Origin of the sequence: Pseudomonas sp. MPFS, from assembly GCF_022537035.1 — a bacterium.
Taxonomy (GTDB): Bacteria; Pseudomonadota; Gammaproteobacteria; order Pseudomonadales; family Pseudomonadaceae; genus Aquipseudomonas; species Aquipseudomonas sessilinigenes.
Genome location: NZ_CP066123.1, coordinates 6336943 through 6363703 on the forward strand (window position 1 = coordinate 6336943; position 26761 = coordinate 6363703).

The following is a 26761-nucleotide window of genomic DNA, read 5'->3' on the forward strand; positions in this document are numbered from 1 at the left end:
TTCCTCCTGGCGGAGCAGGAAGCGGGCAATACCTGCCCCACTCCCCTTCGCGTCACGTGTTATTCGGTTTCCAGATCGATATCGATGCCGAGGGAACGAATTTCCTTGATCAACACGTTGAAGGACTCGGGCATGCCCGGCTCCATACGGTGATCGCCATCCACGATGTTCTTGTACATCTTGGTACGGCCGTTCACGTCGTCCGACTTCACTGTGAGCATTTCTTGCAGAGTGTATGCAGCACCGTATGCTTCCAGTGCCCAGACCTCCATCTCCCCGAAACGCTGACCACCGAACTGCGCCTTACCACCCAGCGGCTGCTGGGTAACCAGGCTGTACGAACCGGTAGAACGGGCGTGCATCTTGTCGTCTACCAAGTGGTTCAGTTTCAGCATGTACATGTAGCCAACGGTAACTGGACGCTCGAACTTGTTGCCGGTACGACCGTCGGTCAGCTGCATCTGGCCGCTTTCTGGCAGGTCCGCCAGTTTGAGCATGGCCTTGATTTCGCTTTCCTTGGCACCGTCGAACACCGGAGTGGCCATTGGCACACCGCCGCGCAGGTTGTTCGCCAGGTCCAGGATCTCCTGGTCGGAGAAGCTGTCCAGGTCTTCGTTACGACCGCCGATCTGGTTGTAGATCTCGTCCAGGAAGGTACGCAGTTCAGCAACCTTGCGCTGCTCTTCGACCATACGGTTGATCTTCTCGCCCAGACCTTTGGCCGCCAGGCCCAGGTGAGTTTCGAGAATCTGGCCAACGTTCATACGCGAAGGTACGCCCAGCGGGTTGAGGACCACATCGACCGGGGTGCCATTGGCATCGTGCGGCATGTCTTCAACCGGCATGATCACGGAGACCACACCCTTGTTACCGTGACGACCGGCCATCTTGTCGCCCGGCTGGATGCGGCGACGGATTGCCAGGTAGACCTTGACGATTTTCAGCACGCCTGGAGCCAGGTCATCGCCCTGCTGCAGCTTGCGCTTCTTGTCTTCGAACTTGTCGTCCAGCAGGCGACGGCGATCAACGATATAGGCCTGGGCCTTCTCGAGCTGCTCGTTCAGAGCATCTTCAGCCATGCGCAGCTTGAACCACTGCCCATGCTCAAGACCATCGAGCACTTCATCGGTGATTTCCTGACCTTTCTTCAGGCCGGCACCGCCTTCCACCTTATGACCGACCAGAGCGGAACGCAGACGTTCGAAGGTTGCACCTTCAACGATACGGAACTCTTCGTTCAGATCCTTGCGGATCTCGTCCAACTGGCTCTTCTCGATCGACAGGGCACGCGAGTCACGCTCTACGCCGTCACGGGTGAATACCTGTACGTCGATGACAGTACCTTTGGTGCCGGTTGGCACGCGCAGGGAGGTGTCCTTAACGTCGCTGGCCTTCTCACCGAAGATCGCACGCAGCAGCTTCTCTTCCGGAGTCAGCTGGGTTTCGCCTTTTGGCGTGACCTTGCCGACCAGGATGTCGCCAGCACCAACTTCAGCACCTACGTAAACGATACCGGCTTCGTCCAGCTTGTTCAGTGCAGCTTCACCCACGTTCGGGATGTCCGCAGTGATTTCCTCTGGGCCAAGCTTGGTGTCACGCGCCACACAGGTCAGTTCCTGGATGTGGATGGTGGTGAAGCGGTCTTCCTGAACCACGCGCTCGGAGAGGCAGATGGAGTCTTCGAAGTTGAAGCCGTTCCACGCCATGAACGCGATGCGCATGTTCTGACCCAGTGCCAGTTCACCCATGTCGGTGGACGGGCCGTCGGCCATGATGTCGCCACGCTGGACCTTGTCACCCTTGCTCACCAGCGGACGCTGGTTGATGCAGGTGTTCTGGTTCGAGCGGGTGTATTTGGTCAGGTTGTAGATGTCGACACCAGCTTCGCCGGTTTCAACTTCATCGTCAGCAACCCGAACAACGATACGGCTGGCATCGACGGAGTCGATCACACCACCACGGCGAGCCACGACGCACACGCCGGAGTCACGAGCAACGTTGCGCTCCATGCCGGTACCCACCAGCGGCTTATCGGCACGCAGAGTTGGTACAGCCTGACGCTGCATGTTGGAACCCATCAACGCACGGTTGGCGTCGTCGTGCTCGAGGAACGGAATCAGCGACGCTGCAACCGACACTACCTGCTTCGGCGAAACGTCCATCAAGGTGACGTCTTCCGGCGCCTTGACGGTGAATTCGTTCAGATGACGTACAGCTACCAGCTCGTCGATCAGCTGACCCTTGTCGTTCATGGTCGCCGAAGCCTGGGCGATCACGTGGTCAGCTTCTTCGATGGCGGACAGGAACACGATTTCATCGGTTACCAGGCCTTCTTTCACCACACGATACGGGCTCTCCAGGAAACCGTACTGGTTGGTGCGAGCGTAGGCAGCCAAGGAGTTGATCAGACCAATGTTCGGACCTTCAGGCGTTTCAATCGGGCATACACGGCCGTAGTGAGTCGGGTGTACGTCACGAACTTCGAAGCCTGCGCGCTCACGAGTCAGACCACCTGGGCCCAGTGCAGACACACGGCGCTTGTGGGTAATCTCGGACAGCGGGTTGTTCTGGTCCATGAACTGGGACAGCTGGCTGGAGCCGAAGAACTCCTTCACTGCCGCAGCCACGGGCTTGGCGTTGATCAGGTCCTGTGGCATCAAGCCTTCGCTTTCAGCCATCGACAGACGTTCCTTGACCGCACGCTCTACACGCACCAGGCCTACACGGAACTGGTTCTCGGCCATCTCGCCTACGCAACGTACGCGACGGTTACCCAGGTGGTCGATGTCATCGACGATGCCCTTACCGTTACGGATGTCGACCAGGGTCTTAAGAACAGCAACGATGTCTTCTTTGCACAGCACGCCCGAACCTTCGATCTCGGTACGACCGATACGACGGTTGAACTTCATCCGGCCAACGGCGGACAAGTCATAGCGCTCTGGGCTGAAGAACAAGTTGTTGAACAGGGTCTCGGCAGCATCCTTGGTTGGCGGCTCGCCAGGACGCATCATGCGATAGATCTCGACCAGAGCTTCCAGTTGGTTGCTAGTGGAGTCGATCTTCAGCGTGTCGGAAACGAATGGACCACAGTCAATGTCGTTGGTGTACAGAGTTTCAATGCGAACAACCTGGGCCTTGGCGATTTTTGCCAGCAGCTCGGTGTTCAGCTCGGTGTTGCACTCTGCCAGGATTTCACCAGTCGCTGGATGCACGATAGCCTTGGCGGTAGTGCGACCCAGAACATAGTCCAGAGGCACATCCAGCTCTTTGATACCGGCTTTTTCCAGCTGATTGATATGACGAGCAGTAATACGACGTCCTTGCTCGACAATAACCTTGCCCTTGTCATCCTGGATATCCAGAACGGCAACTTCACCGCGCAGGCGCTGAGGCACCAGCTCCAGGCTCAGGCTCTCGCCCTTCACGTGGAATACGTTGGTGGTATAGAACGCGTCCAGTACTTCCTCGGTGGTGTAACCCAGGGCGCGCAGCAGAACCGACGCTGGAAGTTTGCGACGACGGTCGATACGGACGAATACACAGTCTTTCGGGTCGAACTCGAAGTCCAACCACGAACCGCGGTAAGGAATGATGCGCGCGGAGTACAGGAGCTTACCGGAGCTGTGCGTCTTGCCACGGTCGTGGTCGAAGAATACGCCAGGGGAACGGTGCAACTGGGAAACGATTACACGTTCGGTACCATTGATTACGAAGGTACCGTTCTCAGTCATCAGGGGAATTTCACCCATGTAAACTTCTTGCTCTTTGATGTCCTTGATCGCTTTATTCGACGACTCTTTGTCGAAAATGATCAGACGAACTTTTACCCGCAAAGGTACGGCGTAAGTCACGCCACGCAACACGCATTCTTTGACATCAAACGCCGGTTCGCCCAGGCGATAACCGACATACTCCAACGCAGCATTGCCGGAGTAGCTGATGATCGGGAAAACGGATTTGAAGGCCGCATGCAGGCCCACGTCGCGGAACTGATCTTTAGTCGCTCCCGCTTGCAAGAATTCACGATACGAATCCAGCTGGATGGCCAGGAGGTACGGCACATCCATGACGTCCGGCAACTTGCTAAAGTCCTTGCGGATACGTTTTTTCTCAGTGTATGAGTAAGCCATCAGCGTTCCCCAGCTTGGTCACCTGCTTATTCGGCTCCTCCCGACGGGAGCAGCCAGAAAATCGTGCAAACCCTTTGGTTTGCGCCACCACTCAGGGTGGATTACAGCACGTTAAAGACGCCGACTCGATCGGTCGCCAATAACGGAAAAAGGCCGGTGGCAAAAGCCACCAGCCATCAGCCGTTCGCTCAACGCTTGGGCTGGAGACACAAAGTCGATGCTTACTTGAGCTCGACTTTAGCGCCTGCTTCTTCCAGAGCGGCTTTGGCTTTGTCAGCGGCTTCTTTAGCAACGCCTTCCAGAACCATGCCAGGAGCGCCGTCAACTACTGCCTTGGCTTCTTTCAGGCCCAGACCGGTCAGTTCACGTACTGCCTTGATCACGTTCACTTTCTTATCGCCAGCGTCAGCCAGGATAACGTTGAACTCGGTTTGCTCTTCAGCAACAGCAGCAACAGCAGCTGGGCCAGCAGCGGCAACAGCAGCGGTAACGCCGAAGGTTTCTTCCATCGCTTTGATCAGCTCAACAACTTCCAGAACGGTTTTCTGGCCGATAGCTTCGATGATTTGCTCGTTAGTCAGAGACATGACTATGAATTCCTGTATTGGGGTGACAGCTTACGCAGCCATCAAATTAAACATATGATTTTGAAAGGGCTTGCGGTGCCTTAGGCAGCAGCAGCTTCTTTCTGGTCGCGAATAGCCGCCAGAGTACGAGCCAGCTTGCTGGTAGCGCCTTGAATCACGCTCATCAGCTTCGCAATAGCTTCGTCGCGAGTTGGCAGCGAAGCCAACACGTCGATCTCGTTTGCTGCGAGGTACTTGCCCTCGAACGCAGCTGCCTTGATCTCGAACTTGTCCTGACCCTTTGCGAATTCCTTGAAAATACGAGCAGCAGCGCCCGGATGTTCTTTGGAGAATGCAATCAGGGTAGGGCCGACGAACGCGTCGTTGAGCACGTCATATTGAGTGCCTTCAACTGCGCGCTTGAGCAGAGTGTTACGTACGACACGTACATAAACACCAGCTTCGCGGGCCTCTTTACGGAGTCCGGTCATAGCGCCTACTGTCACACCACGGGCATCAGCCACAACAGCGGACAGGGCAACTTTGGCAGCCTCGTTGACTTCAGCGACGATGGCCTTCTTGTCTTCGAGTTTAATTGCCACGGGTTTAACTCCTGCTTGTTACCGTTTCATCCAACCTAGGCTGGATGTCGTTTTGGTGTCTGATTCGGTAAGGAACCGGGAGCACCATCTGCGTAGGCTTGTGGTTTAAGACTTACGTCGCCTACGGTCTTGGATAGCCCCCGCCAGGCAGGGACCCCAATTTTTTCAACAGGCGCAATCGCTTGCGCCCGCTCATGCTTATACGTCCAGCGAACCCTGGTCGATAACCAGACCTGGGCCCATGGTGGTGCTCAGGGTAACGCGCTTGACGTAGATACCTTTCGAAGAAGCAGGCTTGATACGCTTCAGATCAGCGATCAGGGCTTCAACGTTTTCCTTCAGCTTGACGGCATCGAAGCCGACCTTGCCAACGGAGGTGTGGATAATGCCGTTCTTGTCGGTACGATAGCGAACCTGACCAGCCTTGGCGTTCTTAACTGCCGAGGCTACGTCTGGAGTCACGGTACCAACCTTCGGGTTAGGCATCAGGCCACGAGGACCCAGCACCTGACCCAGCTGACCTACAACGCGCATTGCATCCGGAGAAGCAATAACAACGTCATAGTTCAGATCGCCGCCTTTCATTTCGGCAGCCAGATCGTCCATGCCTACGCGGTCTGCACCGGCAGCCAGGGCAGCTTCAGCAGCTGGGCCTTGGGTAAACACGGCCACGCGAACAGTCTTGCCAGTGCCATGCGGCAGCACGGTAGCGCTACGAACGACCTGGTCAGATTTACGTGGATCTACGCCAAGGTTTACAGCAACGTCTACGGACTCGCTGAACTTAACGGTCGACAGCTCGGTCAGGAGAGCAGCGGCTTCTACGAAGTTGTAGGCTTTGCCTGCTTCAATCTTGCCGGCGATAGCCTTTTGGCGCTTGGTCAGCTTAGCCATTACACACCCTCCACGTTAAGGCCCATGCTACGAGCAGAACCGGCGATAGTACGCACGGCTGCATCCATATCAGCTGCAGTCAGATCTGCGTTTTTGGTTTTCGCGATCTCTTCCAGCTGAGCACGGGTAACGGTGCCAACCTTAACGGTGTTCGGACGAGCGGAACCGCTAGTCAAACCAGCAGCCTTCTTCAGAAGAACCGAAGCAGGGGTGCTCTTGGTTTCAAAAGTGAAGCTACGGTCGCTGTAAACAGTGATGATCACAGGAGTCGGCAGACCTGGTTCAAGACCCTGGGTACGGGCGTTGAAAGCCTTGCAGAATTCCATGATGTTCACACCGTGCTGACCCAGAGCTGGACCAACGGGCGGGCTTGGGTTGGCCTGGGCGGCCTTAACTTGCAGCTTGATGTAAGCAGTAATTTTCTTAGCCATGAGGCACTCCAATTACGGGTTCAGACGCCTAAAAAGGCTCCCCGGTTACTTGCGCGTTTATCCCAGTGACGACAAAACCCCACAGCCTAAGGCTGCGGGGTTGGGATCTTCGTCCAGTTATGCCTTCTCGACCTGACTGAACTCTAGCTCTACAGGCGTAGAGCGACCGAAAATAAGCACGGCCACTTGGATCCGGCTCTTTTCGTAGTTAACTTCTTCGACCGTACCGTTAAAGTCAGCAAATGGACCGTCAGTAACACGGACCACTTCACCCGGCTCAAACAGCGTCTTGGGCTTGGGCTTGTCACTACCATCAGCGACGCGACGCAGAATCGCTTCTGCTTCCTTATCAGTGATAGGTGCCGGCTTGTCAGCAGTACCACCAATGAAACCCATGACTCGAGGGGTATCCTTGACCAAGTGCCAAGTACCCTCATTCATATCCATCTGAACCAGCACATAGCCTGGAAAGAATTTACGCTCACTCTTGCGCTTCTGGCCGTTACGCATCTCAACCACTTCTTCAGTGGGGACCAGAATTTCGCCGAAGCCATCTTCCATGCCTGCCAGCTTCACACGCTCGATCAACGAGCGCATTACATGCTTCTCGTAACCCGAGTAAGCATGCACAACGTACCAACGCTTAGCCACGGGACACCCTTAGCCAACAATCAAGGAAACAAGCCAACCGAGCAGGGAATCTAGCCCCCACAGCAGCAATGCCATAACCAGGACCACAGCAACAACGATCAGCGTGGTTTGAGTGGTCTCTTGGCGAGTCGGCCATACGACTTTACGAATCTCAGTACGAGCTTCCTTCACCAGCCCGAAGAACGACTTGCCCTTTGCAGTCTGCAAGCCAACAAAGGCAGCAACAGCAGCAATAACAAGCAACGCCAACACGCGATACAGGATCGGCAAACCAGAGTAATACTGATTGCCAACAACACCAACAACCACCAACGCGACCACAACGAGCCACTTCAGCAGATCGAAGCGAGAACCTTGAGCTTCAGCCTTAGGAGTCATCTATGAAGATCCTGTGAAAAGAAAGCCAGATACATTGAGAGAATCTGGCAGGTCAGGAGGGAATCGAACCCCCAACCTACGGTTTTGGAGACCGTCGCTCTGCCAATTGAGCTACTGACCTAAAACAAAATCAGGCCGACCATTATGCCGGCCCGATGGAGATATTGCAAGAACTTACTCGATGACTTTGGCTACGACGCCAGCGCCGACGGTACGACCGCCTTCACGGATAGCGAAACGCAGACCATCTTCCATCGCGATGGTTTTGATCAGAGTGACAGTCATCTGGATGTTGTCACCTGGCATTACCATTTCAACGCCTTCTGGCAGTTCGCAGTTACCGGTCACGTCAGTAGTACGGAAGTAGAACTGTGGACGGTAGCCTTTGAAGAACGGAGTATGACGGCCGCCTTCTTCTTTGCTCAGAACGTAAACTTCAGCGGTGAACTTGGTGTGCGGCTTAACGGTACCTGGCTTAACCAGAACCTGGCCACGCTCAACGTCGTCACGCTTGGTGCCACGCAGCAGAACGCCGCAGTTCTCACCAGCACGACCTTCGTCCAGCAGCTTACGGAACATCTCAACGCCGGTGCAGGTAGTTTTCTGAGTATCGCGCAGACCAACGATCTCAACTTCTTCCTGGATGCGAACGATACCACGCTCAACACGGCCAGTTACCACGGTGCCACGACCGGAGATCGAGAACACGTCTTCGATTGGCATCAGGAACGGCTTGTCGATAGCACGCTCTGGCTCTGGGATGTAGGTATCCAGAGTTTCTACCAGACGCTTAACAGCGGTGGTACCCATTTCGTTGTCGTCTTGGCCGTTCAGAGCCATCAGAGCCGAACCGATGATGATCGGAGTGTCGTCACCTGGGAAGTCGTAAGTGCTCAGCAGGTCGCGCACTTCCATCTCAACCAGTTCCAGCAGCTCAGCGTCGTCAACCATGTCAGCCTTGTTCAGGAAGACAACGATGTACGGAACGCCTACCTGACGGGACAGCAGGATGTGCTCACGAGTTTGTGGCATCGGACCATCGGCAGCCGAGCAAACCAGGATCGCGCCGTCCATCTGGGCAGCACCAGTGATCATGTTTTTTACGTAGTCGGCGTGACCTGGGCAGTCAACGTGCGCGTAGTGACGAATGTTCGAATCGTACTCTACGTGTGCAGTGTTGATGGTGATACCACGAGCCTTTTCTTCTGGGGCGCTGTCGATCTTGTCGAAGTCAACACGAGCCGAACCGAAAACCTCGGAGCAAACGCGAGTCAGAGCAGCGGTCAGAGTGGTTTTACCGTGGTCAACGTGACCGATGGTACCAACGTTGACGTGCGGCTTATTACGTTCGAACTTTTCCTTAGCCATCGAAATCACCCCTAGGAGAAGAATTAAGCAAGTCACCCAAGCCATTAAAACAAAGGCAGATATTTTCATATCTGCCTTGTTATATGGAGCTCTTGAGCGGATTTGAACCGCTGACCTCACCCTTACCAAGGGTGTGCTCTACCAACTGAGCTACAAGAGCGTAACACTTTGCAAAACCTGCAAACTTGGAGCGGGTAGCGGGAATCGAACCCGCATCATCAGCTTGGAAGGCTGAGGTTCTACCACTAAACTATACCCGCGGAGCCTGCAGCTCTCGCTAAATCTGGTGGAGGGGGAAGGATTCGAACCTTCGAAGTCGTAGACGTCAGATTTACAGTCTGATCCCTTTGGCCGCTCGGGAACCCCTCCTAAGCGAGGCAGCATTTTATACTAAGCCACCCTTCTGTCAAGCATTTTCTCAATTAAATCTTGAGGTTAGCTGCATGACGCTACTCTTTCACTTTGACTTCAAGAAGTCTTCGCTTCGGAGCGGGCGCCATTCTATGCAACCTAATCACCAGTTGCAACCCCCTCACAGGGCATTATTTTATGTTTTAACTCATTGAATTCCTTAGCAAGGTTTTGAAGCTGAACATCATCCAGTAAATGCCTGCTTTCAGGAGATATGCGCAACCAAAACCCGGGGGCTGATCCCGCACCCAAAGATTGCAACCGCGTCTCGACCCCGCTTCCCTTTAGGCGCTGCTCAAGCTGCTGAGCGACCTCTCGACGCAGGAAGCCTCCTAAATAGATACAACTAGCCTCAGTCTCCTCACCAACGGCGGTGACATCACGCCTTGCCACGGACTCAACGGACTCGCTCAATAAACGAATATCCTGTTGAGAACCACGATAGAGCGACAAAGGCATCACCTCTTTCGCGCGAAGCGGCGCCTCTTGCTGGTGCCAGACATAATAGAAACCATTGAGAACCAACAACAAAAGAAACAGCCAGCGCATATTCACCTCAGCACAGGGACAAGCCAGAGATAGCCAAACGAAGGCCAGACCAGGAACAATCCGCATCCGCAGCAACATCACTCCAGCAGGCAGGCCAGCGCTCCCCTTCGGTTATGAGGGAAGGCACGCCCCGCTCCCGATAGATATTCATCACCTTTAATTGAATCGTGAAGCAATACTCCACGACCTCAGTAACGATCGCGGGCTACTCAGCAGGGAGCCCATAGCTCACTGGCCAAGCAACTGCGCGTAATGCCGCCTGAAGCTCCTATCTAGACTGTTACCACCCCAGGGGGGGCTTTGACCGTCACAGCCGCGACATCGAGAAGTAACCGGGCAAAAGCCGTCCACACAGCTTCAGCCACCACCTAAACAGCACCACAACTCACCTGAGCGAAAGCCCCCACAGCTGTCCTGGACAGCCCCCCCTAGATCAACAGCCGCTCTCCTCACTCAGGATCATTGCGCAACCTCAGGCTGAGCTCGCCGCCGCTGTATACCTTTTCCTCACCATCGACGCTCAGGCGCAATGCCCCTCGATGATCAATGCCCAATACCACTCCATCAATATTGCTCGCACCCGCAATCAAGGAGACTGCACGCCCCTGCCAAAGATGACTCTCCTCCCATTCTTTTTGGATAGCAGAGAATCCTTGCAGGCGATGACGCTCCAGATAGAAAGCCAGGCAGTCATTGAGACGCGCAATCAACTGGTTGCGATCAACTGACTTACCGGATTCCAGCCTTACAGAGGTCCATGCCTGGTCGACTTCTTCGGAAGTTTGCATGTTTACGTTGATCCCAATACCGAGAACCACATGACATACATCTGCAGGATCACCCACCAACTCCAACAGAATTCCTGCAATCTTCTTCTGAGCGACCAGAACGTCATTTGGCCATTTCAGCCCCGCTCCAGGAACGCCACTCTCCCTGAGAGCACGCATAACGGACAGACCTACCACCAGACTAAGCCCCTCCAACTGGCGCATGCCACCGTCTATGCGTAGGACTAGGCTGTAGTAGATATTCTCCGCGAAAGGACTGGTCCACTTGCGACCTCGCCGACCACGCCCTGATGTTTGGCGCTCCGCCAAAACAAGAAGCGGGATAGAGGATCCACGCTCAACGGAGCGCAAGGCTTCGGCATTAGTCGAATCAATCGAGTCGTGGACCTGGATAAGCCAGGTCTTCTCAGATGACTGTCGGGCAATCTCTGCAGCATCCAATAAGGCAATAGGGGCAGCCAATTGATATCCACGCCCCCGAACCTTGTGAATGACCAGCCCCAGGTCAGCTTCAAGAAGCTGTAGCTGCTTCCAAACGGCACTACGACTGATACCCAGGATTTCCCCGAGGGCTTGCCCCGAGTGAAATCGTCCATCTTTAAGAAGCTCTAACAACGCTGACATGCTGATTCCGCCTCACAATGAGGCAGGAATGATAGCCATGCCCAGAGTCATTGCATAGAAACCGGCATGCATGGCTACAAAGGCAGCTCCTAGCAAAAAGCTCAATATTTTCGTCAGCGCAAAGACAAAACCCCAACTGCTTTCGCAATTGGGGTTTCGGAATTTAATCTTGACGATGACCTACTCTCACATGGGGAAACCCCACACTACCATCGGCGATGCATCGTTTCACTTCTGAGTTCGGGATGGGATCAGGTGGTTCCAATGCTCTATGGTCGTCAAGAAATTCTGTAGCTGAGCCGTTGTTTGGGCAACGTTCCAGCGAATGGGTATGCAATAGGTTTGTGTGCTGCAAACTTTCGGTTCGTGCGTCTTCACACACCGCAACTCGCTCTTAAGCAAATTGCTTGGGTGTTATATGGTCAAGCCTCACGGGCAATTAGTATTGGTTAGCTCAACGCCTCACAGCGCTTACACACCCAACCTATCAACGTCGTAGTCTTCGACGGCCCTTTAGGGGATTCAAGATCCCAGTGAGATCTCATCTTGAGGCAAGTTTCCCGCTTAGATGCTTTCAGCGGTTATCTTTTCCGAACATAGCTACCCGGCAATGCCACTGGCGTGACAACCGGAACACCAGAGGTTCGTCCACTCCGGTCCTCTCGTACTAGGAGCAGCCCCTCTCAAATCTCAAACGTCCACGGCAGATAGGGACCGAACTGTCTCACGACGTTCTAAACCCAGCTCGCGTACCACTTTAAATGGCGAACAGCCATACCCTTGGGACCGGCTTCAGCCCCAGGATGTGATGAGCCGACATCGAGGTGCCAAACACCGCCGTCGATATGAACTCTTGGGCGGTATCAGCCTGTTATCCCCGGAGTACCTTTTATCCGTTGAGCGATGGCCCTTCCATACAGAACCACCGGATCACTAAGACCTACTTTCGTACCTGCTCGACGTGTTTGTCTCGCAGTCAAGCGCGCTTTTGCCTTTATACTCTGCGACCGATTTCCGACCGGTCTGAGCGCACCTTCGTACTCCTCCGTTACTCTTTAGGAGGAGACCGCCCCAGTCAAACTACCCACCATACACTGTCCTCGATCCGGATAACGGACCTGAGTTAGAACCTCAAAGTTGCCAGGGTGGTATTTCAAGGATGGCTCCACGCAGACTGGCGTCCACGCTTCAAAGCCTCCCACCTATCCTACACAAGCAAATTCAAAGTCCAGTGCAAAGCTATAGTAAAGGTTCACGGGGTCTTTCCGTCTAGCCGCGGATACACTGCATCTTCACAGCGATTTCAATTTCACTGAGTCTCGGGTGGAGACAGCGCCGCCATCGTTACGCCATTCGTGCAGGTCGGAACTTACCCGACAAGGAATTTCGCTACCTTAGGACCGTTATAGTTACGGCCGCCGTTTACCGGGGCTTCGATCAAGAGCTTCGCTTGCGCTAACCCCATCAATTAACCTTCCGGCACCGGGCAGGCGTCACACCCTATACGTCCACTTTCGTGTTTGCAGAGTGCTGTGTTTTTAATAAACAGTCGCAGCGGCCTGGTATCTTCGACCGGCATGGGCTTACGGAGCAAGTCCTTCACCCTCACCGGCGCACCTTCTCCCGAAGTTACGGTGCCATTTTGCCTAGTTCCTTCACCCGAGTTCTCTCAAGCGCCTTGGTATTCTCTACCCAACCACCTGTGTCGGTTTGGGGTACGGTTCCTAGTTATCTGAAGCTTAGAAGCTTTTCTTGGAAGCATGGCATCAACCACTTCGTCACCTAAAAGGTAACTCGTCATCAGCTCTCGGCCTTAAGATCCCGGATTTACCTAAGATCTCAGCCTACCACCTTAAACTTGGACAACCAACGCCAAGCTGGCCTAGCCTTCTCCGTCCCTCCATCGCAATAACTAGAAGTACAGGAATATTAACCTGTTTTCCATCGACTACGCTTTTCAGCCTCGCCTTAGGGACCGACTAACCCTGCGTCGATTAACGTTGCGCAGGAAACCTTGGTCTTTCGGCGTGCGAGTTTTTCACTCGCATTGTCGTTACTCATGTCAGCATTCGCACTTCTGATACCTCCAGCAAGCTTCTCAACTCACCTTCACAGGCTTACAGAACGCTCCTCTACCGCATCACTTACGTGATACCCGTAGCTTCGGTGTATGGTTTGAGCCCCGTTACATCTTCCGCGCAGGCCGACTCGACTAGTGAGCTATTACGCTTTCTTTAAAGGGTGGCTGCTTCTAAGCCAACCTCCTAGCTGTCTAAGCCTTCCCACATCGTTTCCCACTTAACCATAACTTTGGGACCTTAGCTGACGGTCTGGGTTGTTTCCCTTTTCACGACGGACGTTAGCACCCGCCGTGTGTCTCCCATGCTCGGCACTTGTAGGTATTCGGAGTTTGCATCGGTTTGGTAAGTCGGGATGACCCCCTAGCCGAAACAGTGCTCTACCCCCTACAGTGATACATGAGGCGCTACCTAAATAGCTTTCGAGGAGAACCAGCTATCTCCGAGCTTGATTAGCCTTTCACTCCGATCCACAGGTCATCCGCTAACTTTTCAACGGTAGTCGGTTCGGTCCTCCAGTCAGTGTTACCTAACCTTCAACCTGCCCATGGATAGATCGCCCGGTTTCGGGTCTATACCCAGCGACTAAACGCCCTATTAAGACTCGCTTTCGCTACGCCTCCCCTATTCGGTTAAGCTTGCCACTGAATATAAGTCGCTGACCCATTATACAAAAGGTACGCAGTCACAGAACAAAGTCTGCTCCCACTGCTTGTACGCATACGGTTTCAGGATCTATTTCACTCCCCTCTCCGGGGTTCTTTTCGCCTTTCCCTCACGGTACTAGTTCACTATCGGTCAGTCAGTAGTATTTAGCCTTGGAGGATGGTCCCCCCATATTCAGACAAGGTTTCTCGTGCCCCGTCCTACTCGATTTCACTTCTAAGATCCTTTCGCGTACAGGGCTATCACCCACTATGGCCGCACTTTCCAGAGCGTTCCGCTAAAATCAAAGAAGCTTAAGGGCTAGTCCCCGTTCGCTCGCCACTACTAAGGGAATCTCGGTTGATTTCTTTTCCTCAGGGTACTTAGATGTTTCAGTTCCCCTGGTTCGCCTCTTACACCTATGTATTCAGTGTAAGATAACCATCTTATGATGGCTGGGTTCCCCCATTCAGAGATCTCCGGATCAAAGTCTGTTTGCCGACTCCCCGAAGCTTATCGCAGGCTACCACGTCTTTCATCGCCTCTGACTGCCAAGGCATCCACCGTATGCGCTTCTTCACTTGACCATATAACCCCAAGCAATCTGGTTATACTGTGAAGACGACATTCGCCGAAAGTTTGCAATATTTACAAACTTTACCTTAGCCTGATCCACTACCAGTGAAAGTAGTGTTCAGTCTATCTTTCTATCACATACCCAAATTTTTAAAGAACGATCTAATCAAAAGACTAGAAATCAACATTCGATTTGAATGCTCATTTCTAAGCTTTCAGAAGCAGTTTATGGTGGAGCCAAGCGGGATCGAACCGCTGACCTCCTGCGTGCAAGGCAGGCGCTCTCCCAGCTGAGCTATGGCCCCATAACAAAATTGGTGGGTCTGGGCAGATTCGAACTGCCGACCTCACCCTTATCAGGGGTGCGCTCTAACCAACTGAGCTACAGACCCAATTTCGAGCTTGTAACTGTTAGCTTGGAGCTATCAGCTTGGAGCTTAAAGCTGCTTCTATCGTCTTCTTCAATGAATCAAGCAATTCGTGTGGGAGCTTATGAAGCAGCTGATGTCGTCGATTAAGGAGGTGATCCAGCCGCAGGTTCCCCTACGGCTACCTTGTTACGACTTCACCCCAGTCATGAATCACACCGTGGTAACCGTCCTCCCGAAGGTTAGACTAGCTACTTCTGGTGCAACCCACTCCCATGGTGTGACGGGCGGTGTGTACAAGGCCCGGGAACGTATTCACCGCGACATTCTGATTCGCGATTACTAGCGATTCCGACTTCACGCAGTCGAGTTGCAGACTGCGATCCGGACTACGATCGGTTTTGTGGGATTAGCTCCACCTCGCGGCTTGGCAACCCTCTGTACCGACCATTGTAGCACGTGTGTAGCCCAGGCCGTAAGGGCCATGATGACTTGACGTCATCCCCACCTTCCTCCGGTTTGTCACCGGCAGTCTCCTTAGAGTGCCCACCATAACGTGCTGGTAACTAAGGACAAGGGTTGCGCTCGTTACGGGACTTAACCCAACATCTCACGACACGAGCTGACGACAGCCATGCAGCACCTGTGTCAGAGTTCCCGAAGGCACCAATCCATCTCTGGAAAGTTCTCTGCATGTCAAGGCCTGGTAAGGTTCTTCGCGTTGCTTCGAATTAAACCACATGCTCCACCGCTTGTGCGGGCCCCCGTCAATTCATTTGAGTTTTAACCTTGCGGCCGTACTCCCCAGGCGGTCAACTTAATGCGTTAGCTGCGCCACTAAAGTCTCAAGGACCCCAACGGCTAGTTGACATCGTTTACGGCGTGGACTACCAGGGTATCTAATCCTGTTTGCTCCCCACGCTTTCGCACCTCAGTGTCAGTATCAGTCCAGGTGGTCGCCTTCGCCACTGGTGTTCCTTCCTATATCTACGCATTTCACCGCTACACAGGAAATTCCACCACCCTCTACCATACTCTAGCTTGCCAGTTTTGGATGCAGTTCCCAGGTTGAGCCCGGGGCTTTCACATCCAACTTAACAAACCACCTACGCGCGCTTTACGCCCAGTAATTCCGATTAACGCTTGCACCCTCTGTATTACCGCGGCTGCTGGCACAGAGTTAGCCGGTGCTTATTCTGTCGGTAACGTCAAAACAGCAAGATATTAGCTTACTGCCCTTCCTCCCAACTTAAAGTGCTTTACAATCCGAAGACCTTCTTCACACACGCGGCATGGCTGGATCAGGCTTTCGCCCATTGTCCAATATTCCCCACTGCTGCCTCCCGTAGGAGTCTGGACCGTGTCTCAGTTCCAGTGTGACTGATCATCCTCTCAGACCAGTTACGGATCGTCGCCTTGGTGAGCCATTACCTCACCAACTAGCTAATCCGACCTAGGCTCATCTGATAGCGCAAGGCCCGAAGGTCCCCTGCTTTCTCCCGTAGGACGTATGCGGTATTAGCGCTCCTTTCGAAACGTTATCCCCCACTACCAGGCAGATTCCTAGGCATTACTCACCCGTCCGCCGCTGAATCCGTGAGCAAGCTCACTTCATCCGCTCGACTTGCATGTGTTAGGCCTGCCGCCAGCGTTCAATCTGAGCCATGATCAAACTCTTCAGTTCAATACTGCTTGGGTTTTTAAGAAACCCTAAACTTGGCTCAGCAATCTCAAATGACTATTTGATTTCTCGAATGGTCACTTGTGATGCTGACAATCTTTTTGACTATCAGTCTAACTACACAAGCACCCACACGAATTGCTTGATTCAGTTGTTAAAGAGCGGTTGGTTAAGATCTTTCGTCTCAACCGAGGCGCGCATTCTACAGCAGCCTCATTTGCTGTCAAGTGATTTTTTCAAGAAGCTTTCAAAGTTTCCTTTGTAACTTCAACCACTTGCGCTTTCGATCTCTCGTTAGCGGGAGGCGAATTCTACAGCGTTACACGCTGCTGTCAACACCTCTTTTTAACCGCTTTCGATCGAGAGGATCGAAACGCTAACAAGGCTACTTTCGCTGCCTTATCAGCTCCTTTCGGGCTTCGATGAACTGAAGCGTGACCGCTATCGAAATCTTCGTAACTCGTTGAATCTCAAGGAGTTTTCCGTTTCGACTGCGCCGGAAGTGGGGCGAATTATAGAGACATTAAACTCGCCGTCAACACTTATTTTCAGTTTTATTCGGCCTTAAGCGTAATGCGTGCAAAAGCCTTCTTGCCGGCCTGGCAAACATAGGTCGAACCCACTGTACATATAAAGGCACGATCTACTACCTGAGCATCAACACGCACACCACCAGAGTTCAGAAGGTCTCGAGCCACTGCCGAGTTCTTCACCAACCCTGCCTTATTAAGAACTGCAGCGATGGGCATGTCCTCGACAACAACCAACTCGACCTCTGGCAGATCATCCGGCAACTCACCTTCCTTCATACGGTTGCCCGCAGCACGATGAGCATTCGCAGCAGCCTCTTCACCATGGAAACGAGCCACGATCTCTTCGGCCAGCTTGATCTTGATATCGCGCGGATTCGCTCCTGCCTCTACATCAGCCCTGAAGGCATTGATCTCGTCCATCGAGCGGAAGCTGAGCAACTCGAAGTAACGCCACATCAGAGCATCAGGGATAGACACCAGCTTGCTGTACATCACCCCCGGGGCTTCCTGAATACCAACGTAGTTACCCAGGGACTTGGACATCTTCTTGACACCATCCAACCCTTCGAGCAGAGGCATGGTCAAGATGCACTGAGCCTCCTGGCCATAGCCACGCTGCAGTTCACGACCCATTAGCAGGTTGAACTTCTGATCAGTCCCTCCCAGCTCAACATCCGCTTGCAGAGCAACCGAGTCATAACCCTGCACCAGCGGATAGAGGAACTCATGGATCGCGATCGGCTGGTTGGTAGAGTAGCGCTTGTCGAAGTCATCTCGCTCCAACATGCGCGCAACGGTGTACTGGGAAGTCAGGCGAATGAAGTCTGCCGGCCCCATTTTGTCCATCCAGGTGGAGTTGAACGCCACCTCGGTCTTGGCCGGATCCAGGATCTTGAAGACTTGGCTCTTGTAGGTTTCGGCGTTGTCCAGGACCTGTTCACGAGTCAACGGCGGGCGCGTAGCACTCTTGCCACTGGGATCACCGATCATGCCGGTGAAATCGCCAATCAGGAAGATGACCTGGTGCCCCAGGTCCTGGAACTGACGCAGCTTATTAATAAGCACGGTATGCCCGAGGTGCAGATCCGGCGCAGTCGGATCGAAGCCCGCCTTGATACGCAGCGGCTCGCCGCGCTTGAGCTTCTCGACCAGCTCGGATTCGACCAACAACTCTTCCGCACCACGTTTGATCAGCGCTAGCTGTTCTTCAACCGACTTCATAACAGACCCGTAAGGCTCAGACTCAAAAAGGAACCAACCATACAAGATCACGCACTAATTACAAGTTTTGCCCGGCGTACGGAAACGACAGGAGAAGGGAGCGACCGCGCGCTTGCGTCACAGATGATTTGGTTATATTTTATACAGTTATTTCATCTTCATCATGTCATTCATCTTTTCCATTTCATCTTTTTCAAAGTCAAATTACCTATGAGCACCGAACCGCCTAAAGCGCCACCGCTTTATCCGAAGAGCCACCTGCTCGCCGCAAGTGGCATCGCCGCCCTTCTCAGCCTGGCCTTGCTGGTATTTCCCTCCAGCGATGTAGAGGCCAAAAAAACGACATTGAGTCTTGATCTGGAAAGTCCGATCGAACAACTGCGACAAGATCAAGACGCCGCATCTACCGAACAAGCCACAAATGAAGCGGTTGCCCCGCCATTCGCCCAGATCGATGACGCAACCCCAGCGCCTACAGAAAAAGCAGAGGTCGAATCGACTCCTGCCGTTGCAGAAGAGCCCAAGGCTCCAGGTCATCGCGAAGTCCTTGTCGCCAAGGGCGATACTCTCTCGACGCTGTTCGAAAAAGTTGGCCTGCCAGCAACCGCCGTCCACGAAGTACTGGCCAGCGACAAGCAGGCCAAGCAGTTTTCTCAGCTAAAGCATGGCCAGAAGCTCGAATTCGAACTGACCCCCGATGGCCAGCTGAACAAACTCCACAGCAAGGTCAGCGACCTTGAGACCATTACCCTCACCAAGGGCCCGAAAGGCTTCGCTTTCGCCAAGGTCACCACCAAGCCGGTGGTCCGCTCCGCCTATGTCCACGGGGTCATCAACAGCTCCTTGTCACAATCGGCCGCTCGCGCAGGGCTCTCCCACAGCCTGACCATGGATATGGCGAACGTCTTCGGCTACGACATCGACTTCGCCCAGGATATTCGCCAGGGTGACGAGTTTGACGTGATCTACGAACAGAAGGTCGCCAATGGCAAGGTAGTAGGCACCGGCAACATCCTTTCTGCACGCTTCACCAACCGCGGCAAGACCTACACCGCCGTACGCTATACCAACAAACAAGGCTCCAGCAGCTACTACACCGCTGATGGCAACAGCATGCGCAAGGCGTTCATCCGTACCCCGGTAGACTTCGCCCGCATCAGTTCGCGTTTTTCGGCCGGTCGCAAACACCCGATCCTGAACAAGATCCGCGCCCACAAAGGCGTCGACTATGCGGCCCCACGGGGCACGCCGATCAAGGCAGCCGGCGATGGCAAAGTCCTGTTGGCAGGTCGTCGCGGCGGTTATGGCAACACCGTGATCATTCAGCACGGCAACACCTATCGCACTCTCTACGGCCATATGCAGGGCTTCGCCAAGGGCGTCAAGACAGGTGGTTCGGTGAAGCAGGGCCAGGTCATCGGCTACATCGGCACCACCGGCTTGTCCACCGGACCGCACCTGCACTATGAATTCCAGGTCAACGGCGTCCATGTCGACCCGCTGGGTCAGAAACTGCCAATGGCCGACCCGATCGCCAAGGCAGAGCGCCCACGCTTCCTCCAGCAGAGCCAGCCATTAATGGCCCGAATGGACCAGGAAAAGGCCACCATGCTGGCCTCGAGCAAGCGCTAAGCCATGGCGCTCTATATAGGCGTGATGTCCGGGACCAGTCTTGATGGGCTGGACATCGCCCTGATCGAGCAAAGCCCGGCGATCAAGTTGGTCGCCACCCACTACATCCCCATGCCCTCATCCCTGCGCGCCGAGCTCCTGAGCTTGTGCGCCAGCGGCCCCGATGAGATCGCTCGCTCTGCCATTGCCCAGCAACATTGGGTCCGACTGGCAGCCGAAGGTATCCACAGCCTCCTGCAACGCCAGCACCTACAAGCCCGTGATATCCGCGCCATTGGTAGCCACGGGCAGACCGTACGCCACGAGCCGAGCCGTGGTTTCACGGTGCAGATAGGCAACCCGGCACTGCTCACCGAACTCACGGAAATCACTGTCGTCAGTGATTTCCGTAGTCGCGACGTAGCCGCAGGCGGACAAGGCGCCCCCCTGGTTCCTGCATTTCACGAAGCGCTGTTCGAACAACGCCCCGGCAACCGTGCGGTGTTGAATGTCGGAGGCTTCAGCAACCTGAGCCTGATCGAGACTGCCAAGCCAGTCGCAGGCTTCGACTGCGGCCCGGGCAACGTCTTGCTCGATGCCTGGATCCAGTTGCAACGAGGGGAAAGCTTCGATCGTGACGGTCAATGGGCGGCCAGCGGCCAAGTTGATGCCCCGCTACTGAAGACCCTGCTCAACGATCCGTTCTTCGCGACCCAGGGCCCCAAAAGTACCGGACGCGAAGTCTTCAATCTCCAGTGGCTGCAACAACATCTGGTACGGCACCCGGCAGTTCCGGCCGCGAACGTACAAGCCACCCTACTGGAGTTGACGGCCTTGACCATCGTCGAATCCCTACAGGCAGCCCAGGCCGAAACACAGGAACTGCTGGTATGTGGCGGCGGGGCCCACAACGCAGCCCTGATGCAGCGCCTGGCGGCGCTATTGCCTGGAGCCCAGGTCAACAGTACGGCGCTCTATGGTGTCGATCCAGACTGGGTCGAAGCCATGGCATTCGCCTGGCTAGCCCATTGCTGCCTGGAAGGCATAGCAGGCAATCGCCCCAGCGTTACTGGAGCCCGGGGCCCTCGTATCTTGGGCGCGATCTATCCAGCTTGAGTGCCAGACAGCAAAACGCCGCAGGACCATGGGTCCTGCGGCGCTAGAGAAAGCTTTTGCTGCCTGACTAGATCGAGAACGAAGACCCGCAACCACAAGTAGTCGTGGCGTTAGGATTCTTGATCACGAAACGCGAGCCTTCCAGGCCTTCCTGATAATCCACCTCGGCACCTGCCAGGTACTGGAAACTCATCGGGTCAACAACCAGGCTCACACCTTCGCGCTCAACGATGGTGTCATCCTCGGCTACTTCTTCATCGAAGGTGAAACCGTACTGGAACCCCGAACAACCGCCGCCCGTAACGAATACGCGCAGCTTCAAGCGATCATTCCCCTCTTCATCGACCAGGGTCTTCACCTTGTGCGCTGCACCTTGAGTGAATTGCAAAGCCGTGGGGGTGAAGGATTCAACGCTCATGCTGACTATCTCCCGGCGTTACGCCGCCATACTGCGTGATGACGCGCATTATCCGCTTCTCCCAGAAAAGCGGTCAACTATTGTTACGGTATATCAATAGTCGTACAGCAATGCCCATGACGCAAAAAGGCCCGTCAAACGGGCCTTTTTCTCCAGCGCAACAGCGACCTTAAGGCAGCATGCCCGCATGGGACAGGCCCAGGCGCTCATCCAGGCCGAACAGGATGTTGAGGTTCTGCACCGCCTGGCCAGAAGCTCCCTTGACCAGGTTGTCGATCACCGACAGCACCACTACCAGGTCGTCACCCTGCGGCCGGTGCACGGCAATACGGCAGACATTGGCACCCCGCACGCTACGAGTCTCCGGGTGGCTGCCCGCGGGCATGACGTCGACGAACGGTTCGTTGGCGTAACGCTTCTCGAACAGGGCTTGCAGATCGACCGACTTGTCCACGACGCTAGCATAAAGCGTGGAGTGGATACCACGGATCATGGGTGTCAGGTGCGGCACGAAGGTCAGGCCGACATCCTTCCCCGCCGCACGGCGCAGGCCCTGGCGGATTTCCGGCAGATGGCGATGCCCTTTGACGGCATAGGCCTTCATGCTCTCGGAGGTTTCGGAATACAGCGAGCCCACGCTGGCACCACGACCTGCTCCGCTGACACCCGACTTGCAGTCGGCGATCAGGCGGGACGTATCAGCCAGGCCGGCTTCCAGCAGAGGCAGGAAACCCAGTTGGGTCGCCGTTGGATAGCAACCCGGCACCGCAATCAGGCGCGCCTGCTTGATCTTTTCGCGATTGACTTCCGGCAAGCCATAGACCGCCTCGTCCAGCAGCTCGGGAGCGCCATGAGGCTGGCCATACCACTTGGCCCACTCATCGGCGTCTTGCAGGCGAAAGTCTGCCGACAGGTCGATGACCTTGGTTCCCGCCGCCAGCAGCTCGCCAGCCAAGGCATGGGCGACACCGTGGGGGGTGGCGAAAAACACCACGTCACAAGCGCCCAGGGTCTTGATATCCGGCACGCTGAAGGCCAGGCCGTCATAGTGACCGCGCAGGTTCGGGTACATGTCGGCAACGGCCAGGCCCGCTTCGGATCGCGAGGTGATGACCTCTACCCGTGCCTGTGGGTGTTGTGCCAACAGACGCAACAACTCGACCCCGGTGTAACCCGTGCCGCCGACGATACCGACCTTGACCATAAACCTTGCCCTCAACGAACCCACTGGAAAGCTGCCGATAATAGGGGCGGGAACCCCCTGCGACAACCGTCAAGGTGACGTATGGACGCTCTAGCCTCTACTATCGCGCAACCGTGAATCTGGGGGATAACCAAAAATGCTCTATCTATGGCTCAAGGCCTTTCATATCGTCAGCGTGGTCTGCTGGTTTGCCGGCCTGTTCTACCTGCCGCGCCTGTTCGTCTATCACGCCCAAAGCGAGGACAGCATCAGCCGCGAGCGTTTCTGCGTCATGGAGCGCAAGCTCTATCGCTTCATCATGGGCCCGGCAATGATCGCGGCACTGGTCTTCGGCATCGGGCTGATCAGCCTCAACCCCGGAGCCTACTTCAGCCAAGGCGGCTGGATGCACGCCAAGCTCACCCTGGTCGTGATCCTGATCGGCTACCACCACATGTGCGGCGCGCAGGTTAAGCGCTTCGCCCGTGGCGAAAACGCCCGCAGCCATGTCTTTTATCGCTGGTTCAATGAAGTACCGGTTCTGCTATTGCTGGCTATTGTAATTCTGGTCGTCGTCAGACCGTTCTAACTCTATCTAGCTGCTTTCCCGGGGGTATACCGATGTCTCTGCCCGCTTTGCTCGAACAACGCTTGCGCCTGCCCGTGGTGGCGGCTCCGATGTTCCTGATCTCCAATCCAGAACTGGTCCTGGCCTGCTGTCGCAACGGCGTGGTCGGTAGCTTCCCGGCACTCAACCAACGCGAAAGCAGCGGTTTCAAGGCCTGGCTGGAGGAGATCGAAGCGGGCCTGGCCATCCTGGAGAATCCCGCGCCCTATGCCGTGAACCTGATCGTGCACAACAGCAACCCACGGCTGCAGGCAGATCTGGAAATCTGCATCGAGCACAAGGTACCAATCGTCATCACCAGCCTCGGGGCAGTCAAGGAGGTGGTGGATGCCGTACATAGCTACGGTGGCCTGGTATTCCATGACGTCACCACTCGCCGCCATGCCGAGAAGGCCGCACAGGCCGGGGTCGATGGCCTGATCGCCGTAGCCGCCGGTGCCGGTGGCCACGCCGGAACCTGGAGCCCATTCTCGCTGGTGGCCGAGATCCGCCAGTTTTTCGATAAAACCCTGCTACTGGCCGGCTGCCTGAACCACGGCCACGAGATTCTCGCCGCCCAGGTCCTCGGCGCCGACCTGGCCTACCTCGGTACCCGCTTCATCGCCACCACCGAGAGCCACGCCCCCCAAGGCTACAAGGACATGCTGTTGGGCTCACAAGCCGCCGATATCGTGCACACCGCCGCAGTCTCCGGGGTGCCCGCCAGCTTCATGCGTCAAAGCCTGGAGAACGCCGGCTTCGATATGGCCGCACTGCAAGGCAAGGGTGAAATCAACTTCGGCTCCAAACTCAAGCCCATCAGCGATGAAGCCAAGGCCTGGAAAACCGTTTGGTCAGCCGGCCAAGGCGTCGGTGAGATCGGCGACCTGCCCAGCGTCGACCAGTTGATCCAGCGGCTGGACAAGGAATATCGCAACGCCCTGGAACGCTCGGCACAGCTACCCAAACGCTGGCCACGATAACCAGTTCTCATAGTTTTTTGGCCAGCCAGGGGGCGCTGGCCTTAAACTACGTGTCTTTGCTGTAAGCCTTCATTTCAAGTGACAGGGATGCCCCCATGAGCGAAACCCGCTACAAAATCGTCTTCGACGGCACATTGTTGCCAGGTGTCGAAAAAACCACGGCACAACTGAACCTCGCCGAGCTGTTCAAAACCGACACTGCCGCAGTGGAACGCCTGTTCAACGGGCAACCGGTAGAGCTCAAGCGCGACCTGACCCAGGCCGATGCACAGCGCTATCTGGAAGCCCTGAAAAACGCAGGGCTCGATGCCCGGATCGAAGCCGAACCGACCCTGGAGCTGAGCCTGGAAGCGGTCACCCCGGCAGCTCCTCGTCCAGCCACCGTGGCGGACTCGCCTTATGCACCACCACAAGCCTCGGTCGGCGATGCCATCCCTCAATACGCGATGCTCAACGTCTTCAGTTTCGAAGGGCGCATCGGTCGCCTGCGCTACCTGGCCTGGACCCTGGTACTGACCGTCGCCTTGCTGGCCGTGATCGGGGTCGGCGCGTTGTTCGGAGCGATCACCGCGACCCTGCTCAACTCCACGCTGCTCATGGGGCTGGGCATTTTCGCCGGGGTAATCGTATTCATCGGTTTCATCGTCGTCAGCATCCAGATCAGCGTTCAACGCCTGCATGACCTGGGCTGGTCGGGCTGGCTGTGGCTGCTGAACTTCGTTCCCATCGTCGGCAGCATCTTCCCTCTGGTACTGATGGTCAGCCCCGGCAGCAACGTGGCCAACCGCTATGGTGCCCCGCCGCCGCCCAACACCACGGCAGTGAAAGTCCTGTCCTGGATGTGGGTAGTACTGCTGCTGGTGATCATCGTCGGCATGGTGGCCGGCGGCCTCAGCTCCCTGGAAGACCGCTATAGCGAAACCAGCTACAGCGAGTCCTACGACTCCAGCAGTGACGAGGCCGAAAGCGCTGCGACTGATGCAGCAGCGGCCGCCGAAGAAGCCGCCGAGGCCGCGAGCCCTGTAGAATCCGACGAAGAATAGACGCGTCCAAGCCTGCGACCCTCCCTGTCGCGGGCCGTCGGCCGTTGCGATGGAGAACTGCATGACCCGTTACGCTCTGATCACTGGCGCTTCCAGCGGCATAGGCCTGGCCATGGCCGAAGCCCTGGCCCGGCGCGGCCGCAACCTGCTCCTGGTGGCCCGCCAGCGTGATCAGCTGGAAAGTATTGCCCTGGAACTGACCCAGCGCTTCGGCGTCGAGGTTCTGTTCCGCGCCTGCGACCTGGGCGAACCCCTGAGGCTGTCCGGCTTCCTGCTGGAACTGGAAGAAGGCGACCGGCAGATAGACCTGCTGGTCAACTGCGCAGGCATAGGTACCAGCGGCCCGTTCCTGGCCCAGGACTGGATGACCGAGCAGGACCTGATCGAGGTCAACATCCTCGCCCTCACCCGCCTCTGCCATGCGTTGGGCAACAGCATGGCACTGCTGGGCGGTGGCCAGATCCTCAACGTCGCCTCGGTCGCGGCCTTCCATCCGGGCCCCTGGATGAGTACGTACTACGCCAGCAAGGCCTACGTCCTGCATTTCTCCGAAGGACTGCGTGAAGAACTGAAAAAGTGCGCGGTAAAGGTATCGGTGCTCTGCCCTGGGCCGACCCGCACTGGCTTTTTTCATAACGCGCACATGGATACCCAGAAGCTCAAAGACAGCAAATTGCTCATGAGCCCCGAGGAAGTCGCGCTGTATGCAGTACGAGCCCTGGAAAAGGATCGCGCCATCATTATCCCGGGGCGCTTGAACCGCTGGATGAGCCTGGCCAACCGCCTGAGCTCGCGCTGGCTGACCCGCAAGATCGTCGGCTACGTCAACCGGGCCTACTGCCCACGCTAGAGACCATCCGGGCTGGGCGCAGGGCTTGCGCCTGAGTAAACTCAGCCCGGACCAACCCAATGGAGAAACAGCTGTGGATACTCTGTTCACCAAGATCATCAACAGAGAAATACCCGCGAAGATCATCTACGAGGATGACCAGGTTCTGGCCTTCCACGACATCGCCCCGCAAGCGCCGGTGCATTTCCTGGTCATCCCGAAGAAACCCATCCGCACCCTCAACGACCTCACCGAGGACGACAAGGCCCTGGCCGGACATATCCTGTTCACCGCACAGCGCCTGGCCAAGGAGCAAGGTTGCGAGGACGGCTTCCGAGTGGTGATGAACTGCAATGAAATGGGCGGCCAGACCGTCTATCACATTCATATGCATGTCCTGGGTCAACGCCAGATGAACTGGCCTCCGGGCTGATCGACCCTTCCGGCGCCCTTTCGCCCAACCGAGGCGAAGGT

Annotated in this window: 20 protein-coding genes, 6 tRNA genes and 3 rRNA genes; 7 read left to right on the plus strand and 22 right to left on the minus strand. The window is 55.6% G+C overall.

Going from position 1 to position 26761, the window contains the following annotated elements:
• Window positions 1-59: 59 nt before the first annotated feature.
• From rpoB to tyrS, 20 genes are all read right to left on the minus strand, one after another.
• Window positions 60-4133, minus strand: a complete 4074-nt coding sequence (gene rpoB / locus I9018_RS29145; RefSeq protein ID WP_068577555.1) for a DNA-directed RNA polymerase subunit beta — start codon at window positions 4131-4133, stop codon at window positions 60-62.
• A gap of 221 nt (window positions 4134-4354) precedes the next feature.
• Window positions 4355-4720 (minus strand): 50S ribosomal protein L7/L12, encoded by a 366-nt coding sequence (gene rplL, locus I9018_RS29150; protein WP_068577557.1) that lies wholly within the window; start codon window positions 4718-4720, stop codon window positions 4355-4357.
• A gap of 80 nt (window positions 4721-4800) precedes the next feature.
• Window positions 4801-5301, minus strand: coding sequence for a 50S ribosomal protein L10 (gene rplJ, locus I9018_RS29155; RefSeq protein ID WP_016968679.1), 501 nt, complete (start codon window positions 5299-5301; stop codon window positions 4801-4803).
• A 198-nt stretch (window positions 5302-5499) separates the two neighbouring features.
• A complete protein-coding gene (gene rplA / locus I9018_RS29160) occupies window positions 5500-6195 on the minus strand; it encodes a 50S ribosomal protein L1 (protein ID WP_011063782.1) in 696 nt (231 codons plus the stop codon).
• Window positions 6195-6626 carry a 50S ribosomal protein L11 gene (rplK, locus tag I9018_RS29165; protein WP_003176435.1) on the minus strand — a complete coding sequence of 144 codons (432 nt, stop codon included), beginning with the start codon at window positions 6624-6626 and terminating at the stop codon, window positions 6195-6197. Before rplK ends, rplA begins: the two co-directional genes overlap by 1 nt.
• 117 nt (window positions 6627-6743) lie before the next feature.
• Window positions 6744-7277, minus strand: a complete 534-nt coding sequence (nusG, locus tag I9018_RS29170; protein ID WP_002555501.1) for a transcription termination/antitermination protein NusG — start codon at window positions 7275-7277, stop codon at window positions 6744-6746.
• Window positions 7278-7286: 9 nt separating this feature from the next.
• Window positions 7287-7655 (minus strand): preprotein translocase subunit SecE, encoded by a 369-nt coding sequence (gene secE, locus I9018_RS29175; protein WP_068577560.1) that lies wholly within the window; start codon window positions 7653-7655, stop codon window positions 7287-7289.
• 45 nt (window positions 7656-7700) lie between these two features.
• A tRNA-Trp gene (locus tag I9018_RS29180) sits at window positions 7701-7776 on the minus strand.
• Window positions 7777-7829: 53 nt separating this feature from the next.
• Window positions 7830-9023 (minus strand): elongation factor Tu, encoded by a 1194-nt coding sequence (gene tuf / locus I9018_RS29185; RefSeq protein ID WP_011063776.1) that lies wholly within the window; start codon window positions 9021-9023, stop codon window positions 7830-7832.
• Between the two features lie 84 nt (window positions 9024-9107).
• Window positions 9108-9183: transfer RNA gene (locus I9018_RS29190), tRNA-Thr, on the minus strand.
• 26 nt (window positions 9184-9209) lie between these two features.
• Window positions 9210-9283, minus strand: a tRNA-Gly gene (locus I9018_RS29195).
• A 24-nt stretch (window positions 9284-9307) separates the two neighbouring features.
• A tRNA-Tyr gene (locus I9018_RS29200) sits at window positions 9308-9392 on the minus strand.
• A 141-nt stretch (window positions 9393-9533) separates the two neighbouring features.
• The gene (locus tag I9018_RS29205; protein WP_241110207.1) at window positions 9534-9983 is read right to left on the minus strand and encodes a hypothetical protein; all 450 of its coding nucleotides are present in this window, start codon (window positions 9981-9983) and stop codon (window positions 9534-9536) included.
• A 449-nt stretch (window positions 9984-10432) separates the two neighbouring features.
• Window positions 10433-11395 (minus strand): bifunctional biotin--[acetyl-CoA-carboxylase] ligase/biotin operon repressor BirA, encoded by a 963-nt coding sequence (gene birA, locus I9018_RS29210; protein WP_241108137.1) that lies wholly within the window; start codon window positions 11393-11395, stop codon window positions 10433-10435.
• Between the two features lie 167 nt (window positions 11396-11562).
• Window positions 11563-11678, minus strand: a 5S ribosomal RNA gene (rrf, locus tag I9018_RS29215).
• Between the two features lie 135 nt (window positions 11679-11813).
• Window positions 11814-14705 (minus strand): 23S ribosomal RNA (locus I9018_RS29220).
• 218 nt (window positions 14706-14923) lie between these two features.
• A tRNA-Ala gene (locus I9018_RS29225) sits at window positions 14924-14999 on the minus strand.
• 10 nt (window positions 15000-15009) lie between these two features.
• A tRNA-Ile gene (locus tag I9018_RS29230) sits at window positions 15010-15086 on the minus strand.
• A gap of 123 nt (window positions 15087-15209) precedes the next feature.
• Window positions 15210-16746, minus strand: a 16S ribosomal RNA gene (locus I9018_RS29235).
• The 16S, 23S and 5S rRNA genes sit together here with 2 tRNA genes alongside, the layout of an rRNA operon.
• Before the next feature lie 551 nt (window positions 16747-17297).
• A complete protein-coding gene (gene tyrS / locus I9018_RS29240; RefSeq protein WP_241108138.1) occupies window positions 17298-18497 on the minus strand; it encodes a tyrosine--tRNA ligase in 1200 nt (399 codons plus the stop codon).
• A gap of 210 nt (window positions 18498-18707) precedes the next feature.
• Between tyrS and I9018_RS29245 the strand changes: the two genes are divergently transcribed.
• Entirely contained in the window at window positions 18708-20129 is a 1422-nt protein-coding gene (locus I9018_RS29245; RefSeq protein WP_124348376.1) for a peptidoglycan DD-metalloendopeptidase family protein, read from the plus strand.
• 3 nt (window positions 20130-20132) lie between these two features.
• Window positions 20133-21224: an anhydro-N-acetylmuramic acid kinase gene (locus tag I9018_RS29250; RefSeq protein WP_241108139.1), complete on the plus strand. Its 1092-nt coding sequence runs from the start codon at window positions 20133-20135 to the stop codon at window positions 21222-21224.
• Between the two features lie 67 nt (window positions 21225-21291).
• Here I9018_RS29250 and erpA read toward each other — a convergent pair whose 3' ends face one another.
• Complete coding sequence (erpA, locus tag I9018_RS29255) at window positions 21292-21642, minus strand: iron-sulfur cluster insertion protein ErpA (protein WP_011063789.1); 351 nt, start codon at window positions 21640-21642, stop codon at window positions 21292-21294.
• Window positions 21643-21811: 169 nt separating this feature from the next.
• Entirely contained in the window at window positions 21812-22846 is a 1035-nt protein-coding gene (gene argC / locus I9018_RS29260; protein WP_241108140.1) for an N-acetyl-gamma-glutamyl-phosphate reductase, read from the minus strand.
• A gap of 136 nt (window positions 22847-22982) precedes the next feature.
• Between argC and hemJ the strand changes: the two genes are divergently transcribed.
• The 5 genes from hemJ (at window position 22983) to I9018_RS29285 (ending at window position 26720) form a co-directional block, all read left to right on the plus strand.
• Window positions 22983-23414, plus strand: a complete 432-nt coding sequence (gene hemJ, locus I9018_RS29265) for a protoporphyrinogen oxidase HemJ (protein ID WP_053137565.1) — start codon at window positions 22983-22985, stop codon at window positions 23412-23414.
• A gap of 32 nt (window positions 23415-23446) precedes the next feature.
• Window positions 23447-24415, plus strand: a complete 969-nt coding sequence (locus I9018_RS29270) for a nitronate monooxygenase family protein (RefSeq protein ID WP_124347253.1) — start codon at window positions 23447-23449, stop codon at window positions 24413-24415.
• Window positions 24416-24510: 95 nt separating this feature from the next.
• Window positions 24511-25458: a DUF805 domain-containing protein gene (locus tag I9018_RS29275; RefSeq protein ID WP_241108141.1), complete on the plus strand. Its 948-nt coding sequence runs from the start codon at window positions 24511-24513 to the stop codon at window positions 25456-25458.
• 61 nt (window positions 25459-25519) lie between these two features.
• Window positions 25520-26308 carry an SDR family oxidoreductase gene (locus tag I9018_RS29280; protein WP_068575549.1) on the plus strand — a complete coding sequence of 263 codons (789 nt, stop codon included), beginning with the start codon at window positions 25520-25522 and terminating at the stop codon, window positions 26306-26308.
• Between the two features lie 73 nt (window positions 26309-26381).
• Window positions 26382-26720 (plus strand): histidine triad nucleotide-binding protein, encoded by a 339-nt coding sequence (locus I9018_RS29285; RefSeq protein ID WP_022641395.1) that lies wholly within the window; start codon window positions 26382-26384, stop codon window positions 26718-26720.
• Window positions 26721-26761 lie beyond the last annotated feature (41 nt).

Bases quoted from the DNA above. Each gene is read 5' to 3' on its own strand.
- I9018_RS29245 (WP_124348376.1), top strand. From the start codon at position 18,708: ATGAGCACCGAACCGCCTAAAGCGCCACCGCTTTATCCGAAGAGCCAC.
- I9018_RS29205 (WP_241110207.1), bottom strand. From the start codon at position 9,983: ATGCGCTGGCTGTTTCTTTTGTTGTTGGTTCTCAATGGTTTCTATTAT.
- secE (WP_068577560.1), bottom strand. From the start codon at position 7,655: ATGACTCCTAAGGCTGAAGCTCAAGGTTCTCGCTTCGATCTGCTGAAG.
- I9018_RS29275 (WP_241108141.1), top strand. From the start codon at position 24,511: ATGAGCGAAACCCGCTACAAAATCGTCTTCGACGGCACATTGTTGCCA.
- argC (WP_241108140.1), bottom strand. From the start codon at position 22,846: ATGGTCAAGGTCGGTATCGTCGGCGGCACGGGTTACACCGGGGTCGAG.
- tuf (WP_011063776.1), bottom strand. From the start codon at position 9,023: ATGGCTAAGGAAAAGTTCGAACGTAATAAGCCGCACGTCAACGTTGGT.
- rplL (WP_068577557.1), bottom strand. From the start codon at position 4,720: ATGTCTCTGACTAACGAGCAAATCATCGAAGCTATCGGCCAGAAAACC.
- birA (WP_241108137.1), bottom strand. From the start codon at position 11,395: ATGTCAGCGTTGTTAGAGCTTCTTAAAGATGGACGATTTCACTCGGGG.
- rpoB (WP_068577555.1), bottom strand. From the start codon at position 4,133: ATGGCTTACTCATACACTGAGAAAAAACGTATCCGCAAGGACTTTAGC.
- hemJ (WP_053137565.1), top strand. From the start codon at position 22,983: ATGCTCTATCTATGGCTCAAGGCCTTTCATATCGTCAGCGTGGTCTGC.
- tyrS (WP_241108138.1), bottom strand. From the start codon at position 18,497: ATGAAGTCGGTTGAAGAACAGCTAGCGCTGATCAAACGTGGTGCGGAA.
- I9018_RS29270 (WP_124347253.1), top strand. From the start codon at position 23,447: ATGTCTCTGCCCGCTTTGCTCGAACAACGCTTGCGCCTGCCCGTGGTG.
- I9018_RS29280 (WP_068575549.1), top strand. From the start codon at position 25,520: ATGACCCGTTACGCTCTGATCACTGGCGCTTCCAGCGGCATAGGCCTG.
- I9018_RS29250 (WP_241108139.1), top strand. From the start codon at position 20,133: ATGGCGCTCTATATAGGCGTGATGTCCGGGACCAGTCTTGATGGGCTG.
- erpA (WP_011063789.1), bottom strand. From the start codon at position 21,642: ATGAGCGTTGAATCCTTCACCCCCACGGCTTTGCAATTCACTCAAGGT.
- rplA (WP_011063782.1), bottom strand. From the start codon at position 6,195: ATGGCTAAGCTGACCAAGCGCCAAAAGGCTATCGCCGGCAAGATTGAA.
- rplK (WP_003176435.1), bottom strand. From the start codon at position 6,626: ATGGCTAAGAAAATTACTGCTTACATCAAGCTGCAAGTTAAGGCCGCC.